This window comes from Pseudomonas sp. MSSRFD41, assembly GCF_014230245.1.
In the GTDB taxonomy this organism is placed as follows: Bacteria; Pseudomonadota; Gammaproteobacteria; order Pseudomonadales; family Pseudomonadaceae; genus Aquipseudomonas; species Aquipseudomonas piscis.
Map to the genome: position 1 here is coordinate 20435 of NZ_JACKZK010000017.1, position 17379 is coordinate 37813.

At 62.9% G+C, this 17379-nt stretch carries 16 protein-coding genes; 1 reads left to right on the forward strand and 15 read right to left on the reverse strand.

The genetic code is table 11. The features are described 5' to 3' along the window. Positions 1 to 2: 2 nt before the first annotated feature. The 13 genes from H7A76_RS32635 to H7A76_RS22770 form a co-directional block, all read right to left on the reverse strand. Positions 3 to 914, reverse strand: a complete 912-nt coding sequence (locus H7A76_RS32635) for a DUF4150 domain-containing protein (RefSeq protein ID WP_185700581.1) — start codon at positions 912 to 914, stop codon at positions 3 to 5. Continuing rightward, positions 911 to 1966 (reverse strand): beta-ketoacyl synthase N-terminal-like domain-containing protein, encoded by a 1056-nt coding sequence (locus H7A76_RS22715; protein ID WP_185700582.1) that lies wholly within the window; start codon positions 1964 to 1966, stop codon positions 911 to 913. Before H7A76_RS22715 ends, H7A76_RS32635 begins: the two co-directional genes overlap by 4 nt. Positions 1967 to 1971: 5 nt before the next feature. Then, positions 1972 to 3114, reverse strand: a complete 1143-nt coding sequence (locus H7A76_RS22720) for a DUF2169 domain-containing protein (protein ID WP_185700583.1) — start codon at positions 3112 to 3114, stop codon at positions 1972 to 1974. Between the two features lie 12 nt (positions 3115 to 3126). Continuing rightward, complete coding sequence (locus tag H7A76_RS22725) at positions 3127 to 3579, reverse strand: DUF6484 domain-containing protein (RefSeq protein WP_085599387.1); 453 nt, start codon at positions 3577 to 3579, stop codon at positions 3127 to 3129. 16 nt (positions 3580 to 3595) lie between these two features. Continuing rightward, positions 3596 to 5773: a type VI secretion system Vgr family protein gene (locus tag H7A76_RS22730; protein ID WP_185700584.1), complete on the reverse strand. Its 2178-nt coding sequence runs from the start codon at positions 5771 to 5773 to the stop codon at positions 3596 to 3598. A 442-nt stretch (positions 5774 to 6215) separates the two neighbouring features. Next, positions 6216 to 8048, reverse strand: coding sequence for an asparagine synthase (glutamine-hydrolyzing) (gene asnB, locus H7A76_RS22735; protein WP_185700585.1), 1833 nt, complete (start codon positions 8046 to 8048; stop codon positions 6216 to 6218). A 140-nt stretch (positions 8049 to 8188) separates the two neighbouring features. Continuing rightward, positions 8189 to 8857: a phenazine biosynthesis FMN-dependent oxidase PhzG gene (gene phzG / locus H7A76_RS22740; RefSeq protein WP_185700586.1), complete on the reverse strand. Its 669-nt coding sequence runs from the start codon at positions 8855 to 8857 to the stop codon at positions 8189 to 8191. After that, positions 8854 to 9690, reverse strand: a complete 837-nt coding sequence (locus H7A76_RS22745) for a PhzF family phenazine biosynthesis protein (protein ID WP_185700587.1) — start codon at positions 9688 to 9690, stop codon at positions 8854 to 8856. The genes phzG and H7A76_RS22745 overlap by 4 nt, the downstream gene beginning before the upstream one ends. A 3-nt stretch (positions 9691 to 9693) precedes the next feature. Next, entirely contained in the window at positions 9694 to 11607 is a 1914-nt protein-coding gene (locus tag H7A76_RS22750; protein ID WP_185700588.1) for an anthranilate synthase family protein, read from the reverse strand. Further along, entirely contained in the window at positions 11604 to 12227 is a 624-nt protein-coding gene (locus H7A76_RS22755) for an isochorismatase family protein (RefSeq protein WP_185700589.1), read from the reverse strand. The genes H7A76_RS22750 and H7A76_RS22755 overlap by 4 nt, the downstream gene beginning before the upstream one ends. A 15-nt stretch (positions 12228 to 12242) precedes the next feature. Then, positions 12243 to 13439: a 3-deoxy-7-phosphoheptulonate synthase gene (locus H7A76_RS22760; protein WP_185700590.1), complete on the reverse strand. Its 1197-nt coding sequence runs from the start codon at positions 13437 to 13439 to the stop codon at positions 12243 to 12245. 25 nt (positions 13440 to 13464) lie between these two features. Continuing rightward, complete coding sequence (locus H7A76_RS22765) at positions 13465 to 13956, reverse strand: PhzA/PhzB family protein (RefSeq protein ID WP_185700591.1); 492 nt, start codon at positions 13954 to 13956, stop codon at positions 13465 to 13467. A 30-nt stretch (positions 13957 to 13986) separates the two neighbouring features. Further along, positions 13987 to 14478, reverse strand: a complete 492-nt coding sequence (locus tag H7A76_RS22770; RefSeq protein WP_185700592.1) for a PhzA/PhzB family protein — start codon at positions 14476 to 14478, stop codon at positions 13987 to 13989. Between the two features lie 426 nt (positions 14479 to 14904). On the opposite strand from H7A76_RS22770, the gene H7A76_RS22775 reads away from it, so the two are divergent. Next, positions 14905 to 15630, forward strand: coding sequence for an autoinducer binding domain-containing protein (locus H7A76_RS22775; protein ID WP_260498056.1), 726 nt, complete (start codon positions 14905 to 14907; stop codon positions 15628 to 15630). Between the two features lie 36 nt (positions 15631 to 15666). On the opposite strand, the gene H7A76_RS22780 is transcribed toward H7A76_RS22775, so the two are convergent. Both H7A76_RS22780 and H7A76_RS22785 read right to left on the reverse strand, forming a co-directional pair. Further along, positions 15667 to 16257: an acyl-homoserine-lactone synthase gene (locus tag H7A76_RS22780; protein WP_185700594.1), complete on the reverse strand. Its 591-nt coding sequence runs from the start codon at positions 16255 to 16257 to the stop codon at positions 15667 to 15669. A 190-nt stretch (positions 16258 to 16447) separates the two neighbouring features. Further along, positions 16448 to 17278 (reverse strand): alpha/beta fold hydrolase, encoded by an 831-nt coding sequence (locus H7A76_RS22785; RefSeq protein WP_185700595.1) that lies wholly within the window; start codon positions 17276 to 17278, stop codon positions 16448 to 16450. Positions 17279 to 17379 lie beyond the last annotated feature (101 nt).

The window sequence follows — 17379 nt, forward strand, 5'->3', positions numbered from 1 at the left end:
TTTCAGGGCCTGCGCAAACTAGTGGCGCGCGAATCTTGCAATGCACTGAGTTGGGTTTCGAGCTTGGCACACTTGCGACCGGTGGGTGCCAGGTTTCCCTGTCCGGCAGGGCAGCCGCCGGCCGCCTTGGGAACCCGATGGGCGACGGGTTCTCCTGACGGTACGCCTTGCCAGGCCATGTAGCCGGGCCTGTTCATCGCCCAGTCGTTCTCGATGTTCTTTTTCTCGCGAATGCTGGTCTTGTAGTACTTGTTGCAGCCACTGGGCGCCTTCCCGGCAGGAGGCAGTAGGTGCCTGCACTTGGGATCGGCGCGGACCTTGGCCAGCAGGCTCGCGTTCTGCGGGCTTTGCGCAGTGTCGTAGAACTCGTCTTCGGAGAGGTATTGGCCTTTCGCCTGGGCTTCACTGTGGGCTGCGCCGCCACAGCATTCACACTTGTGCTTGCCCGGCACCTTGGAATCCTGTTGCACCGGCGCATATTTGGCCGTGTTGACCATGGGCACCGCGGCATTGGCGACCGGGCTGGCATGGTTCGACGTGGTGAGGTCGGTATGCCGGTCGATGTTCTGGCCTTCGAACAGCACATCCAGGGTCCACGAAACGAAATAGGTCTTGCCGGTGATCACATGGGTGATGATCCCGGCTCCCTGGCTGCGGGTCGCTGCCTCATCGCCCAGGGGCGAGGTCTTGTAGTAGGAGAGATTCTTCAGCATCACCTCTTTGCGCTTGATCTTCACCGTCCTGCTGCCTTTTTTCATGTCCCGGGAATAGGAGGTATCGGGATAAGGCACCGGAATCGGCCCTGCCGGCGGTGCCGGGGGCGTCAGGCACACATCCGGGAACGCGGCGATGACCTTGCCGCCGCCTGCCTTGCAGGCAATCTCGTCGCCGTTGGCGTAGACCTCGCAGCTCATGATCGACTCCCGGTTGGCCTGGCGTCGCGCACCACGGCAACTGCCCGTGCACCGCCCAAGGCGCTAGTCATGCACATCGCATTTGTTCCAGGGGCGTAGCCTTTGCGCAGCGCCTGGTCTGCAAGAATCAGCTGGATGATCCCGGCAATCGCCCCGGTATCGCCCATGGCCTCGGACCAGTGCCAGAGCGGCTGGTCCTCCTTTCTCACGATTCGTGCCAGCCGGGCCTGCATCAGGGGAAGCTCCTTGAACCCGTATTGCTCTCCCGTGGCATCGGACAGGCGCAGATCGATTTCATGGAAACCCAGCCGGGCCTGCGCCAGCGCCGTGCGCGCGGCGGCGGCCAGACCGTCGCCGCGCAGCGGTTTGCCGGAGAGCAAAGGGGCAGGTTCCTGGCCGACACCCAGGCCCGCCACCTGCAGGCAGGTGCCAGGCAGGCTGTGGGCCTGGACCAGGATCGCCGCGGCACCCTCGCCGGGAAACAGGCCGTCCCGGTTGATCGCCGTCTTCAGTCGGCGATCGCGGTCCAGCCATTGCAAGGTCGAAGCCGCCAAGAGCGAGTCGACCCCGCCCACCAGGCAGGCTGGCGCGTGCGTCTGGCGAATCAGCCGGCGAGCTTCCTCCAGGGCATGCATGGCTGCCACATGCCCGGTCGGAATGATCCTGGAGTGGCCCAGGTGGACCTGGATGCCCAGCGTGCCCGACAGCTCCTGGATAATCGTCTGGGCCAGGGCCCTGATGTTCACGCCAGGGCGCTCCGGCTCGGCCAGACACAGCAGGAAGGGTATCGCCTGCCAGTCCAGTCGCGGTGTGCCTGCCAGCAACTCGCCCAGCGCCTGCAGCATGAGATGGCACAGGCGCACGGTGGCGGGCAGGGCCAGGTCAATACCGGGAACCTGGGCGCCAATGATGGGTTCGGCCGCGTTGTCCAGCAATGGCAGCTCCTGCAAGGCCGACAGTCCGGCGCGCTTGGCGGCGCACGCGCTGGCCACGCTGGTGCCGACGGGGCAGGTCAGGCCCATGCCGGTGACGAACAGGGAGGCACCGTCCACGGGTTTTAGCTCGCCTCGGGTGCGGGGGACGATGCGGCCGTCGCCCAGCGGATCAACAAGTCCAGCGACTTGAAGTGCTGTTTGCCCTGCATGCGTCTTTCATGGGCCCGGGCTTGCTCGAAGCGCTCGAGCCTTTGCCCGACGATCACCTTGGCGACTTCCCTGATGTTGCGGCCCAGGGGCGAGGACGCCCGCCAGGTCAGGACCAGGCGTTGGGCATCGGGCTCGATCAGGATGGTATCGACCACCGCTGTGGTTTCCCGGACGTTGTCATCGTGAAAAACCACCAGCATCGCAAGCTTGAGGTTGGCCGGCAGCCGGAATGCGGTCCTGCCTCGGGCATCGAGATTGAGCAGCGCCACTTCTTCCGCGCCTTGGGGGTAGTCGATCTGCTGATCCTCGGGGGCGCACTGGAAATAGTGCAGGTCGAAATCTTCCGGCAGGAAGGGAAACTGCTGGTCCAGCCACGCCTGGTCGTAGGTGCCGGCCCAGTGGATGCGCTGCTGCCAGGCCCGGCCCACCGGGCCGAATGCCATGGGCCGGTAGTCGCCCCCAGGGTCGGTAACCGGGGTGTCCAGCTCCTCGCTATTGGGCAGGGGCAAACCGTGGAGTTGCTCCAACTGCGCGCCCGGATGGAAGCCAACGCCGGTGTGATTCCAGGGATACCATTTGTGTTGGCTGGCGTCGGCAGGTGTCCTGTCCACGCCACCGAATGCGTGGGCATAACTGACGGGCATCCTGACGAACGGCGCGGGGTCGCCAACCGAACACGAGAAGGCCCCGGCCTCGTAGACCCGGGGCCCGACGACCTTGAACGCCTTGACCAGGCTGCCGATCTTCAGCGCCACGTTCACCTGGGTGACGGGCTGCCCGTTGGGCGCATGGCAGTGGCCATTGAGCAGCACATCGCAGCGCGGCTTGTACAGGGCGAAGTCATTTTCGTACAACGCCGGCGACTCTCCGGGGGCGCCGGGAAAGACATCCGCCATGACCAGCGGCAACTGTTGCTCCAGCAGCCGTGGCGCATGGCCGTGGTGTTCGGGAATGCCATAGGTGCCCTTGGCGACCAGCACCAGCCACTCGCGGCCGGTCTTGTCGGTGGAGGTGGTATAGCCGGCCTCCAGGCGAGTCTTGTTTATCAGTTCCATGGCCCTGTCGCCTCAGTTGATCTGCACCGATCCGCCCTTGATTCGATTGACCCCCGATGATCGACTCGACAGGTATGCACCGCGGATCAGCACCTTGCCTTCGCGGGTGAGGGTGATGCTGGCCTTGCCACAACGCAGGACGATTTCCCGTTCTGCGCAGAGTTCCAGGCGCTCGCCATCAAGATGGGCGACGGCAGGCGCCGCGCTTTCCGGCAGGCGCTGGATACGCCCGATCACCAGCGGCCGGGCAAGGTCGCCAGCCTCGAACATCAGGGCTACCTGGGCACCGATGTCTTGGCGATCGAGCACCGTGGTGGTACGGGCCACCAGCCCGCTGGCGAGCGGGCAGCCGGGAAAGGCCACCACGGGTGCCTGGGCACTGGGCACATCCAGCAGTACGCCCAGCACGACCCCGTCCATCCGGGTGGGGGCGCAGGTGGCGGGAGGCAGGCATTGCACGGTCATGACGCAGGCTCCATGGCTAGTTCTGCAATATCTTCTGACCCTTGACGACGACATTCCGGCTGGCCTTGATGTGGATGGCGCCGGTGCCGTCGAGGGTGATGTTCTTGCCGCTGATTGTGATGGTGCCGTCTTTTTTCAGGGTGATGCTGGCGCCGCCCGTGGTCAGGCTGATGGAGTCGCCGGCGTCGAGGATGAAGTGCTTGCCAACGTCCAGGCGGTCGTCCTGGCCAATCTCGGTACCGCGATTGCGGCCCACGTCGCGGGATTCGTTCTGGCCGATGCGGCTGCTGTGGTTGCCATCGATCTCGATGCTTTCGTTGCCCTTGACGCTTTCATCGCGGTTGCCGCCAATGGCGATGCTTTCGTTGCCGCCCACGTCTTCGCTCCGGTGGCTGGCGATGGTGATGTCTTCGTTGGCGCCGACCTTCTCCGTGCGGTTGGCACCGATGGTGATGGTTTCGTTGCTGCCTACGCGTTCGGTGCGATTGACGCCGATGGTGATTTTTTCATTGTTGCCGACCTCTTCGGTACGGTTCACGCCGATGGAAATGCTCTCGTGGTTGTCCACTCTTTCGCTGCGGTCGTGCTTGACGCGCACGGTCTCGTCGTTATCGATGGTCTTGCTGCGGTCGTGGCCGACCCAATGGGTTTCGTCGTTCTCGACCTCGATGTCCTGGTTCTTCTCGGCGTGGATGAACAACTGCTCGGCGCCTTTCTTGTCCTCCATGCGGATTTCATTGAAGTTGGCCGATGAGCCGTCCTTGCTCGAGCGGCTTTTCACTCCGCTCTGGGTGGCATTGGCCGGCAGTTTGTAGGGCACGGCCTGCTCGGCGTTGTATACGCGACCGGTGATGATCGGGCGGTCGGGATCACCCTCGAGGAAGCTGACGATCACCTCCTGGCCGATCCGCGGGAGCTGGATGGCTCCCCAGTTCTTGCCGGCCCAGGCCTGGGAGACACGAATCCAGCAGGAGCTGTTTTCGTTGGACTGGTCATGGCGATCCCAATGGAAATGCACTTTGACCCGGCCGTACTGGTCGGTCCAGATTTCCTCGCCATCGGGGCCGACCACCACTGCTGTCTGGGGGCCGCGGACAACGGGCATCGGGGTCAGGTGCAGGGGCCGGAAGACTTGGTTGGCGTCCATGCAGTCCAGTTCGCTGAGGAATGGCTCGGCCAGTTCCGCTTGCCCGCTTTCATAGGCTTCCTGACGGATCTGGTATCGGGCGACCACCACCAGGTATTCGCGGTTCTGATCGGCACGGTCGTAGCCTGTCAGCTTGAACAGGTGGCCTGAACCCAAGCCACGGGCCCGCCCGCGCAGCTGCACGCGTTCGAACTGGCTGTGAATGGCCTCGATGCGGGTGCGGGCGTAATGCTCGCCATCGTTGCTTTGCAGGTATTCGCCGGGATAGTCGTAGAGCGAGTGGTCGCTGTTGCTGTGGTTGCGCGGCACACTGGAGCGGACTTCGAGGCTCGCGCGAGGACGCAGGAAGTCGTAGTCGTTCAACGCCAGCGAGCCGGATTGTACTTCCCGTGCCAGTTGCCAGTCGTAGAAGTGGTCACGCTCGCGCATCTGCTGGTCGGGTGGATAGAAGGGCACTGACGCGTAGCCTGGCGCGGTGCCATGGGCGCCGTAGGCATCGGCCAGCACCAGTACGTGGCGGTCCTTCTCATGGCGAAAGTAATAATAGATGCCTTCCTGCTCCATCAGCCTGCTGACGAAGTCGAAGCTGGTCTCGCGGTACTGCACGCAGTATTCCCACTGGCGATAGCTGGTGCTCAGGCTGTCTTCGAAATCGGAGAAGCCCAGGTCGCGAAACACCTGCTTGATGATGTCCGGCACGTTCTGGTTCTGGAAGATCCGGCAGTCCGAGGTCCGGGTGAGCAACCAGAACCAGGGCCGCAGGCTGACGCGATAACTCGCGAACTGACCATGCTCGGCCAGTTGCCGGCAACCGCAGGCGATGCCGTGGAAGTAGCGCCTGCCGCCTTCGGGCAGTTCCAGGCCCAGGCACATCGGCTTGCCCAGCAACTGGTCGAACCTGATCGCACGGTCCTCGGAGGTGAGGTCCAGTTCGTAGTGGAACAACCGCCCCAGTTCTTCACTGCCCTCCATGCCCTGCAACAGCAGGACGTTTTCGCCAAGGGGACTGTCGACTTGTACTAGGCGGGTGTTTTGCGTGATGGGCATGCACGGCTTCCTCTGGCAGGTCCCGGGACGTCAGTCGGCCGTCGGGGAGCAGGGCAGGAGTAGAAGAGGGGAGCCGTGTTCGGCGTCGCTATCGGTATTCATCCGCACAGGGGATCTCCGTATCGTCCGTGTCATCTGCACCTGAAGTTTTAGCGCTATTGGCCGGCTGTCAAGAAACGCTCCTGTTCCAGGGGCGGCCACTGCCTCGGTGCAGGTCCGCTGCCCAGTGATCGCCTGCTTAGTCTGTTTGGCTATTGAAATTATTTCCAAGGCCGATAGATGGCGGTTGGCCCGCTGTTGCCAAGGGGCGCCGCCCTGTAAAGAAAGAGGAGCCGGGAGCAGGGGCGGCTCCCGGCAAGGACTGGCACCAGGCCAGGTGGCCCGCGCAGAACGCGCGGGCGGCGGGGGATGGTGGCCAACCCGGGGGACTGGCCCGTGTCGCTCAGACCGCAAGCCCGTGGGAGCGCAGCCAGGCATCCAGCGCTAGTGCCGTTTCCAGGCCATGCCGGCTCATCTGCGTATTGAAGTAGCCCTCGGGCTGGCGCAGTTCCTCGGTGACATGAGCGTGGGAGACGATGCCGAACACGGGGTTGCCGATGTCCTGCAGCAATTGCTCGGTACTGCGGCGCAGGAACCGTTCATAGCCCAGGTCGGCCGAGGTCGGATAGGGACTTTTCCGGCGCTTGAGCACCGCCTCGGGAACATAGTCGGCACAGGCCTGCTTGAGCAGCCATTTCTCCTCGCCGTCCTTGCTCTTGATCGACCACGGCACGTTGTAGACGTACTCGACCAGTTGGTGATCGGTGAACGGCACACGTACCTCCAGGCTGTTGCACATGCTCAGGCGGTCCTTGCGATCGAGCAGGATCACCATCCAGCGCTTGAGGTGCATATGGCAAATCTCGCGCATCCGCCGTTCCTGCGGGCTGTCCTGGGCCAGGTGCTCGACCTGGCGCAACGCGTCGTCGTAGCTCGCCTGCTGGTACTTGGCCAGGTCGCACCGGCGGTTGAAATCCGGGTTGATGAACCCGGCCGGCAAGTGCACCCGCGAGGCCCAGGGAAAGTTCGCGGTGGCCACGACCTTGGGGTCGCGGAACCAACCGTAGCCACCGAACACCTCATCGGCCCCTTCGCCGGAAATGGCCACCGTGGAATGCTTGCGGATTTCCCTGAACAGCAGGTTCAGCGAGGTATCCATGTCGCCAAAGGTGAGCGGCACGTCCTTGGCCCGGAACACCTCGCGGCGGGCCAGGTCGGACACCAGTTCCGCGTTGTCGATAAGCACGGTCTGGTGCCGGCTGCCAATGGATTTCGCGGCCAGCAAGGCAAAAGGCTGGTCCTGGTCGGGACGCAGGTCGTCGCTCTTGAAGTGCTCGGCCTGGCCGGTGAAGTCCACCGAAAAGGAATTGATATCGCCGCCGGTCCTGGCCTTTTCCAGCCGCTGGGCGATCGCCGTGAGGGTGGTGGAATCAAGCCCGCCGGACAGCAGCGAGCACACTGGAACGTCGGCATGCAACTGCGTTCCCAGTGCCTGGGTGACCAGCTCGCGAGTCTTGTGCACCGTGGTCTGCACATCGTCCTGATGCTCCTGGCGGCGTACCTCCCAGTAGCTGCGGATCTTTATCGGTCCATTGGGACGCCAAGACAGAAGATGGCCGGGAAGCAGCTCCATCAGGTTTCTGAACGGTGTCTGGTCGGTGCCCTTGGACAGCGTGAGCACATCGGCCAGCCCGGTGGTGTCCAGGGTCGTGGTGAATTCCGGGTGGGCCAGGATGGCCTTGATCTCCGAGGCGAAGAGCAGGCCATCGCGATGCCGGGCGTAGAACAGCGGCTTGATCCCCAGGCGATCGCGGACCAGCAACAGGTGGCCATCGCGCCCGTCGAACAGGGCGAAGGCGAACATGCCGGTCAGGTGCTCGCAGCAGCGCTCGCCCCATTGCAGGTAGGCATGCAGTACCACTTCGGTGTCGCTGCGGGTCTGGAACTCATGCCCCTGTTGTCGCAGCTGGTTGCGTAACGCGTCATGGTTGTACACCTCGCCGGTGTAGACCAGCGCGACCTCCTGGCCATCGGCGAAACGATAGATCATCGGCTGGACGCCACCGTCCAGGTCGATGACCGCCAGCCGCCGATGCCCCAGGAGGGCATGCCGATGCTTCCATGTACCATCGGCATCAGGCCCGCGAAACGCGAGCGTATGGGTCATGGCGCGAATTGCAGGATTTTCCCCTTCGAGCCTGCGCGTATAGTCTACCCATCCTGTGAGACCACACATTTAGCAACTCCTCTGGTTAATCGATGAGCCGCGTGAGGATGGCCGGAAAGACTTCCATGACGCATGCCGGGTAAACCGCAGTGTCTTGCCCCCAGTGCCAATCCATCGCGCGGTAGATCCGGTACCAACATTTGCCTTACTCAGGGTTGCAGGCGTCGTACCCGCCAGCCCTTGTCACTGCGGTCATAGCGCAAGCGCTCATGCAAGCGCTCCTGGCCATTGCCCCAGAACTCCACGGACTCCAGCCGCAGCTCGAACACGCAGTAACCTGCGGGGCGCGGCAGCGGTCCTGGCACCTGCGCCAGTTCCCGGGCGGCGTCGCGCATGGCCTGGATATCCAGCAATTCCTCGCTCTGGTGCGATACCGAGGACATCGGATGCGTGGCATAGGGCCGGTTCAGCCAGGCCTCTTCGGCCTTGGCATCCGGCAAGCGCACGGCCCGGCCGTTGAGGATGATCTGCTGGCTGGTCTCGCGCCAATACAAAACTCCCGAGGCCCACGGGTTCTGGGCCAGCTCGCGGCCTTTCTGGCTGCCGGCATGGGTGCTGAACAGCAGGCCGGTGTCGGTGATCTCGCTGATCACCACGATCCGGGTCGAAGGCCGGCCCCGGCTGTCGGCGGTGGCCAGGGCCAGCGCCTTGGGTTCGCGGATGCCCACGCGGCGGGCGCGTTCGAGCCAGTTGCGCAACACGCCCATGGGCTCGTCCGGCAGGCTCTGGAACTCGGGGAAGGGCGCATCCAGGGTGCCGGTGAGGGATTCCGACATACCGCTGCCCAACAGTGGCTTGCCTTGTAGTGGATGGTTCATAGCACGATGGTCCCCCGTCCGAAGAGCACGCCATTACCGGAAACTTCGACTCGCTTGAGCTGCTCGGCCCGGCCTTCGGCCCTGGCGAACATCAGCGAAGGCCGGCCGATCTCAACGCCCTGGAGAATCTCCACCTGCTGGCCGAACGGCAGCTGGCCGTGGCGGGCCAGGTGGATGGCCAGTGGCCCGGCGGCCGAACCGGTGGCGGCATCCTCCACCACGCCATAGGCCGGCGAGAACATCCGGCTGCGCCAGCGCCGCCCGGAACCGGCAAAGCAGTTGATGGCCATGTCGTGGAAGTTCGACAAGGCGCGATGATCGGGATGCAGGGCGGACAGCGCCTCGATGCTCGGCAGGCCGACGAACACATGGCGCGGGCCGTTGTGGTAGATCTCGATGGGAAAGGTCGAGGACTCGATGCCCAGGGCCTCGAGCAACTCGGCATCGCGGCCCAGGGCCGACCAGGTGGGAATCGGCTGGTCCATGCTGGCGGCGATCACGCTGCCGTTCTGGCGTTCCAGCTCGAAGGCGATGGTGCCCATCTGGGTTTCCAGGTACAGCCGGTGGTTCTCGGTATGGGCGCCCAGGGCGATGGCGGTGCCCAGCAGCGGGTGGCCGGCGAAGGGCAGCTCGTTGACCGGGGTGAAGATCCTGATCAGCCAGTCGCCGCTGTTGCGCGGCTTGAGCACGAAAGTGGTTTCCGAGAGGTTCATTTCCCGGGCGATGCGCTGCATCTGCGTGGTGCTCAGGTCGTCGGCGTTGAAGAACACCGCGACCGGATTGCCTTCCAGCGGGGTGCTGGCAAAGGCGTCGATGATGACGTACTCGTGCATGGGTTATCTCCGGACCGCCGACGCGCTGCTGTCGGCGGGGGTATTGATGAGGGCATGGCGCAGCAGGTCGGCCATGATCCGCGGGCCTTCCTGGGTCAACAGCGACTCGGCGTGGAACTGCATCGAGGCGAACGCCGGCCCGCGCAAGGCATGCACCTCGCCGGTCTCGCTGTCGCGGCTGATCTCGACGGTGCCGACGCCATCGACGTCCAGGCGGTCGCTCGTGCTCCGGGCGGCGAAGGTGTTGTAGAAGCCCACCCGTTCGGGGTTGCCGAACAGGTCGATCTGCTTCTGCACGCCCTGGTTGGGGATTTCCCGGCGCTGCAGCTGCAGGCCCAGGCACAGGCTCAGGACCTGGTGGCTCAGGCACACCGCGACGAAGGGCCGCTGCTCAGTGAGCAGGGTGCGGATGGCCAGGTGCAGGTGGTTGATCTTCGGCTGCTGGATCTCGCTGGGGTTGCCGGGGCCGGGGCCCATGATCACCAGGTCGTAGCCGTCGAAGCTGTACTCGTCGTTGAAGCTGCGCACGGTCACCAGCAACCCCAGGGACCGCAGCTGCTTGGCGATCATCGAGGTGAAGGTGTCCTCGGCATCGACGATCAGCACCTGGCGCCCGTTGAAGTCGCTCTGGACCTGCTGGCGCTGCTGGCTGTCCATCAACCAGAAGTCCGAGACATAGGCGTTGCGGCTGGCCAGGGCGGCGCGCACTTGCAGGTGGTCGCCAAAGCGCGAGGGAGTCTGGTTCTTCAGTGCGGCGATCAGGCCGGCGGCCTTGGCCCGGCTTTCGGCGGCTTCGCCCAGCGGGTCGGAATGGCGGACGATGGTCGAGCCGACGCTGATGCGCACCTGGCCCTGGTCATCGATGTCGGCGGTACGGATCAGGATCGCCGAGTCCAGGGACCGTCCGCCCTTGCCGTCATTGCCGATCAACGCCGCCATGCCGCTGTAGTAGCCACGCCCCTGGGGCTCGTAGCGCCGGATCACCCGGCAGGCGCTTTCCAGCGGGCTGCCGGTGACGGTCGGGGCGAACAGGGTCTCGCGCAGGATGTCGCGCACATCGCGGCGGGTCTTGCCTTCGATGAAGTACTCGGTGTGGGCCAGGTGGGCCATTTCCTTGAGGTACGGACCACGGACGTGGCCGCCATCCTCGCAGATCAGCGCCATCATCTTCAGTTCCTCGTCCACCACCATGTACAGCTCTTCGGCCTCCTTGCGGTTGGCCAGGAACTCCATGACTTCGGCCAGGCTGGGGCCGGCGGGCGGATAGCGGTAGGTGCCACTGATGGGGTTCATCACCGCCAGGCCATCCTTGACACTGATGTGGCGCTCGGGCGAGGCGCCGACGAAGGTCCGCTCGCCGGTGTGGATGATGAAGGTCCAGTAGGAACCTTTTTCCCGTTCCAGCAGGTGCCGGAAGAACGACAGGGCCTTACTCGGGGCGTAGTCGTTGATCTGCGCCAGGAAGGTGCGCTTGATCACGAAGTTGGCGCCTTCCCCGGAGCCGATTTCGTGGGCGATCACCTGGCTGACGATCTCGGCGTAGCTTTCGTCGCTCAGGTCGAAGCGCTCGCTGTCCAGCTGGATCGGCTCATCGGGCAGCCGCTGCAGCAACTGCTCGATACCGATGGATTGCTGCTCGGTGATGTTCATTGCCAGCAGCGGCGACTGGTCGTCCACGGCCTCGAAGCCGCGCTCGGCGATCTGCCGGTAGGGAATCAGCGTCAGCACGTCCAGGCGCGGGGCGCCGAGGGTGGTGGCGGGGAGCTCGATATCCGCCAGGTGCCGGGGTTCCGACATCTTGCCCACCAGGACGTCCACCAATCCCGGGCCAGTGGCCTCCGGGCGGTAGAGCAGGGCGAAAGGCCCGGGGGCCGGTTGCAGGATGCGTTCGATCAGCGGGACGCTGGACTGGCTCATAGCAGCACCTCATCGGTGGTCACGACCATGGCGCAACGACTGGCGGCGTATTCGATGGCCATCCAGTGGTGTTCCTTGCTGAAGTCGGCGATCGCGTCGGCCACCAGGAACGGCTGGATGTCGTTGGAGTAGGCATCCACCGTGGAAATCAGCACGCCCACGTGAGCGTACACACCGCAGAGGATCAGCTGGTCACGGCCGCTCTCGCGCATGCGTTCGAGCAGGTCGGAATTGAAGAATGCGCTGTAGCGCCACTTGGTCAGCAACCAGTCGCCGGGGCGCGGCGCCAGGGCGTCGACCACCTCGCGGTCGCTGGGGCTGGCCTGCATGCCCGGCCCCCAGAAGTCCTTGAGCAGGCCCCGTTGCTCTTCGCTCATGCTCCCGGGCTGGGCGGTGTAGGCCACCGGTATCTGGTTGTCGGCGGCCCACTGGCGAATGCGTGCGGCATTGCCCACCACGCTTTCGCGCAGGGTCTCGGGCAGGGGCCGCAGGAAGTAGCGCTGCATGTCATGTACCAGCAGCACGGCGCGCTCGGGGTCGATATGCCACTGCGCGAGGTTGACGGGCAGGTCGCGGGAGGTGGGCAGGGCATAGGGAATGATCGATGGAATGCCGGTCATGGCGACTAACTCCAGTCAGAAAAGGGCGGGTGAGGGCGAGTTCTTCCAGGCCATTACCGCAGTGATGGCTTGCCAGGGCGTCAGGCGCGGATCGCACAGGCTCTTGTACTGGCTGGCCACCCGGTCCAGCTCCATGACATCGGAAACGCATTCGCTGACCTCGTCGGGTGTGGTTTCCAGATGCAGGCCGGCGGCCACGCCTCCGGCCGACGTCACGGCATGCTTGAAGGCGATGATTTCCTCGGTGATGGTCCGCACCATGCGGGTCTTGTTGCCGCACGGGGCGACTATGGTGTTGCCGTGCATCGGGTCGCTGAGCCAGATGATCTTGTGCCCGGCGCCGCGGACCGCTTCGACCAGGGGCGGCAGGCGATCACCGACCTTGTGCGCGCCCATGCGGGCGATCAGGGTCAACCGGCCCGGCTCGCGCCGTGGGTCCAGGCGTTCGCACAGGCTCAGCAACTGCTCGCGGGTGATATCCGGGCCGACCTTGCAGGCAACCGGGTTGAGCACCTCGCTGAGCAGCGCCACATGGGCGCCGGTCAATTGCCGGGTACGTTCGCCGATCCACGGCCAGTGGGTCGAGCCGAGGAACACCCGGCCCTGTTCGTCTTGGCGAACCTGGGGCAGTTCGTAGTCCAGCACCAGCATCTCGTGGCTGGTCCAGGCCGGTGAGCCGCTCAGCGGTTCCTGGTCCACCGCTTCGCTCCAGCCCAGGTGCTGCATGATGTCCTGGGCGGCCCGATAACCACGCACCAGGCGTTGGGCATCGTGTTGGCGATGGCTGTCGACGGCTTCGCGGCCGTTGACCATGTCGCCGCGGTACACCGGCAACTCGACGTCGCCGATGCGTTCGCTGTTGTTGGAGCGGGGCTTGGCGAACTGCCCGGCGATCCGTCCCACTCGTACCACCGGCTGTTGGGTCACCAGCCGCAATGCACCGGCCAGCATATCCAGCACCGCGGCTTTGCGGGCCACGTGGTTGGGAGAGCTTTCGTTCATGTCCTCGGCGCAATCACCGGACTGGATGACCATCGCTTCGCCGGCCGCGACCTTGGCCAAGGTCTCTCGCAGCACCAGGACGTCCTCGACGCGAATCAGCGGCGCGCTGTCCCGGAGATAGGCCTGCGCATCGCGCAATTGTGAAGGCTCGCTCCATTGAGGTTGCTGCAACGCTTCACAACGTAGAACTCGGTTCAGTAAGTCTTCCATGATGCGATCACTCTCTCGATGGGATTCAGGTAGGAATGCCTTCGCGCTTGATCTGTGGTACGGGAATACCCAGGGCACGCAATTGCTGGAAGACATTCATGAACTCGCGGTTCTGTTTGATCTTGCCGTCCTGCAACTCGAAAGAGTGCAGGAAATGATTTTCGTAATAACCTTCCGGATATCCTGGAAACAGGATCTTGCCGTGGCCATCGCACTCGACCCAGATATGATTGGGATCATCGGTTTCAAATATCTGGATGTTGTACCACTCCCAGTCCGGAAAGCACTTGAGTGACCAGACAGCATGTTCGGCCAACTTGGCCTTGCCGTTGATGGCAATTGGCGCACCGGTATCGGTGGTCCAGAGGCCGCCAGAGCCATCCTCGGTAAATAGCTCGTGGCGGCGTAGGCGGTCTTGACCCTTGGTATGCATATATTGCTCTACCGTGGCGCGATTTTTCCGTCGAAGTTCAGTCGTGTCGTGTTCGGTTAGTTTTCGTGCAGCGCTATTTGGCATGATCTATCTCCAATGTTGTAGGGTATTGATTTATGAGGCGGGAATACCTGCGCGCTTGATCTTCGGCACTGGTAAACCGAGGCCGCGAAGTTGGTCGAAGGGATTCATGAATTCACGACTCTGGATGATTTTGCCGTCGTCCAGTTCGAAGGAATGAATGTAGTGATTCTCGCAATATCCCTCGGGATAACCCGGTACCCGAGTCTTGCCACGAGCATCGCTTTCCACCCAGAAATGATTGGGATCACGGGTGGCGAAAATCCGTACATTGTGAAATTGCCAGTCAGGGAAGCACTTCTCGATCCACGCGCCGAGGGCGGCGAGCTTGGCCTGACCCTTGAATTCAAGGGGTTTTCCGGTCTCGTTGGTCCAGGAAGCGATGCAGCCATCCTTGGCGAACAATTCATGGCGACGTAGGCGATCTTTGCCATTAGTACGCATGTACTGCTCTACGGTGGCTCGATTTTTCCTGCGAAGTTCAACTTGGTCATCAAAGTCGCCGGGAGCGCTTGAGGCGGTCATGGGCAGCATCCTCATTTAATTAGAACCGTTGTTTTCTAAAAAAAGTAAATGTCCGGTTAACGATTTCGGGTCGAAATTAGTTGCAGCCACTAAAGATCTTGCTGTTGTAATGGCGTTGAATGGGGGTTGTTTATACACTTGCGTTTCTTGGCGTTGGAACTACCAGATCTTGTAGCGAGGAGGTCGTGGAAGCATTCGGAGGGACTGTTTCAGTATCGTGAAGAGAATCGTGCGTTCGTCGCTCGAATGACGATAATGGCCAAGTAACATCGAAAAATCGTACTGGCTTATGGCTAGCGAGTTTAACTATATAGTACAAATCTAGTGATAGTACGAAGCCTTCTATGGAGCTTCCGATTTATCTGTTGACATGAGTTCAGTTTGGTCTAGTCTCACGACCTCGTTCAAACTTTAGTGGTGTTCAAAATGGAATTAGGACAGCTGTTTGGATGGGACGCTTATTTTTACAGTATCTTTTCACAAGCTGCGGATACTGAAGAGTTCAGGGTTATCGCGATGAGAGCCTTGCATGAACTGGGTTTCGACTTCTTTGCCTACGGCATGTGTAGCGTGACCCCGTTCATGCGCCCCAGGACATCTATATGCAGTAATTACCCCGAGCACTGGGTGCAGCGCTACCAGGGGGAAAACTATGCCTTGATCGATCCGACGGTGAAACACAGCAAGCTTTCCTCGGCTGCCATCCTGTGGAGTAACGAGCTATTTCGCGACAGCCGGGAACTCTGGTCCGAGGCCAGGGACTCGGGCCTGTGCCATGGCCTGGCGCAACCCTCGTTCAATGCCCAGGGGCGAGTCGGCCTGCTGAGCCTGGCGCGCAGGAGCAAGGCCATCAGCCTCGAGGAGTTCGAGGCCTTGAAACCGGTGACCAAGGCGTTCGCCATCGCTGCCCATGAGAAGATCTCTGAACTGGAAAGCGATGACGGCATGTTCAATGCCCAGGTCGAGTTCAGTGGACGGGAGTGCGATGTGCTGCGCTGGACTGCCGATGGCAAGACCTCGGAAGAGATCGGCGTGATCATGGGGGTGTGCACCGATACGGTGAACTACCATCATCGCAACATCCAGCGCAAGATCGGTGCCAGCAACCGGGTCCAGGCCGTGTCCTACGCGGTTGCCCTGGGCTACATCTGAGCCGCAGCCGAGCCGTCCGCGGGCGGCTCGGCTTGATCAGGCGGTTTCCTGCAATGGGGGGCCGCCACTCAAGGGCGTCGCGGCAGAGGCACGGCGATGGTCTTCGCGATGGGCCGATAGCTTGATGGCAATGAGTTTTTCATCCTGATGCAGCGTGGGTGGCCCCAGTCGTTCGTAGTGCACGCCGTTGATCCTGTAGTAGCGCTCCATGGTCCGGTTGACCACTCCGACGATGGCATCGGCCCCTGCCTGGCTGGCGACCTTCAGGCTCCTCCAGAACAACGGCATCGCCAGTTGGGGGTCCCGGGTAGTGAAACGGGTCATTTCCCAGATGGCTGGATGCTTGGGCGGTGCGCCTTTGCAGGTCTGGCTGAAGACGCCTTCGAGCAGGTTGGGGCAGGTGGTGGGGATCAGTCGCGAACAGCCGACGATGGCGCCTGTTCGGTTGATGGCCAGGACATACCGGGCGTGTTCGGTATCGTACTGGTCCCACTCGCCTGGGTCCGGATGGGGATGGGCCGGCAGTCGCCAGCCAAGCCGTTGCACGAACTGTTCGTAACGGAAGCGACCTAGCCGCAATCGCAACTCATGGTTCATCTCGCTCAGCCTGTGCTCTTCCATGTGCATGCTGGATGTCCTCGAGGATGGATAAAGCGATCTCTTATAGAGGACCGGTAGAAGCCCGGCACCTACAAGATCTGGTAGTTCCGGGGCGCCTCCATGGACCTGGGCCGTTGGCGCCCAGGCTCAGCGCCGGCCGGCAGCCCATGCTCCAGGGCATGGGGAGAGGAGGGCCAGGGGGCTGGCCCTCGCGCAGTCAACTGCGAATGAATGCCAGCAGGTCGGCATTGATGGTATCGGCGTGGCTGGTGGGCATGCCATGGGGGAAACCCGGGTAGAGCTTGAGCGTGCCCTTGGCCAGCAGCTTGGCTGAAAGCACCCCCGAGTTATGGTGGGGCACGATCTGGTCGTCATCGCCGTGCATCACCAGTACCGGGATGCCGATGCCGGCCAGGTCGGTGCTGAAGTCGGTCTGGGAAAACGCGACGATGCCATCGTAGTGGGCCTTGGCACTGCCCATCATGCCCTGGCGCCACCAGTTGCGGATCACGCCCTCGGACGGTATAGCCCCCGGTCGGTTATAGCCATAGAAAGGCCCGGCCGGTATGTCCTGGTAGAACTGGGCGCGATTGGCTTCGAGCTGGGCCTGCAAGTCGTCGAACACCGACTTGGGCAAACCTTCGGGGTTGTGCTGGGTCTTGACCATCAGCGGCGGTACGGCGCTGATCAACACCGCCTTGGCTACCGCATCCTCGGGATGCCGGGCGATGTAGCGCACCACTTCGCCGCCGCCGGTGGAATGGCCGACATGCACCGCCTTCTGCACCCCGAGGTGCTTGACCACCGCCGCCACGTCATCGGCGTAGTGGTCCATGTCGTGACCGTCCCACACCTGGCTCGAGCGCCCATGGCCACGGCGGTCATGGGCCACCACCCGGAAACCGTGCTTGAGGAAGAACAACATCTGCGCGTCCCAGTCGTCCGAACTGAGCGGCCAGCCGTGGTGGAAGTAGATGACCTGGGCGTCCCGCGGGCCCCAGTCCTTGTAGAAAATCTCGACTCCATCTTGGGTGGTGACATATCCCATGTTCGCATCTCTCTATGTAGTGCAGGAGCGTTGGAGGGCGGTTGCGTACGAGCCTCCGGCGCCTGGTGTTGAGGGGCGATGGCCGCGCGTAGCTAGAGCGT

Excerpts from the sequence above, each read along its gene's own strand:
- H7A76_RS22780 (WP_185700594.1), bottom strand. The coding sequence starts at position 16,257 with ATGCACATGGAAGAGCACAGGCTGAGCGAGATGAACCATGAGTTGCGA.
- H7A76_RS22760 (WP_185700590.1), bottom strand. The coding sequence starts at position 13,439 with ATGGAAGACTTACTGAACCGAGTTCTACGTTGTGAAGCGTTGCAGCAA.
- H7A76_RS22775 (WP_260498056.1), top strand. The coding sequence starts at position 14,905 with ATGGAATTAGGACAGCTGTTTGGATGGGACGCTTATTTTTACAGTATC.
- H7A76_RS22730 (WP_185700584.1), bottom strand. The coding sequence starts at position 5,773 with ATGCCCATCACGCAAAACACCCGCCTAGTACAAGTCGACAGTCCCCTT.
- phzG (WP_185700586.1), bottom strand. The coding sequence starts at position 8,857 with ATGAACCATCCACTACAAGGCAAGCCACTGTTGGGCAGCGGTATGTCG.
- H7A76_RS22725 (WP_085599387.1), bottom strand. The coding sequence starts at position 3,579 with ATGACCGTGCAATGCCTGCCTCCCGCCACCTGCGCCCCCACCCGGATG.
- H7A76_RS22720 (WP_185700583.1), bottom strand. The coding sequence starts at position 3,114 with ATGGAACTGATAAACAAGACTCGCCTGGAGGCCGGCTATACCACCTCC.
- H7A76_RS22770 (WP_185700592.1), bottom strand. The coding sequence starts at position 14,478 with ATGACCGCCTCAAGCGCTCCCGGCGACTTTGATGACCAAGTTGAACTT.
- H7A76_RS22755 (WP_185700589.1), bottom strand. The coding sequence starts at position 12,227 with ATGACCGGCATTCCATCGATCATTCCCTATGCCCTGCCCACCTCCCGC.
- asnB (WP_185700585.1), bottom strand. The coding sequence starts at position 8,048 with ATGTGTGGTCTCACAGGATGGGTAGACTATACGCGCAGGCTCGAAGGG.
- H7A76_RS22785 (WP_185700595.1), bottom strand. The coding sequence starts at position 17,278 with ATGGGATATGTCACCACCCAAGATGGAGTCGAGATTTTCTACAAGGAC.
- H7A76_RS22765 (WP_185700591.1), bottom strand. The coding sequence starts at position 13,956 with ATGCCAAATAGCGCTGCACGAAAACTAACCGAACACGACACGACTGAA.
- H7A76_RS22745 (WP_185700587.1), bottom strand. The coding sequence starts at position 9,690 with ATGCACGAGTACGTCATCATCGACGCCTTTGCCAGCACCCCGCTGGAA.
- H7A76_RS22750 (WP_185700588.1), bottom strand. The coding sequence starts at position 11,607 with ATGAGCCAGTCCAGCGTCCCGCTGATCGAACGCATCCTGCAACCGGCC.
- H7A76_RS32635 (WP_185700581.1), bottom strand. The coding sequence starts at position 914 with ATGAGCTGCGAGGTCTACGCCAACGGCGACGAGATTGCCTGCAAGGCA.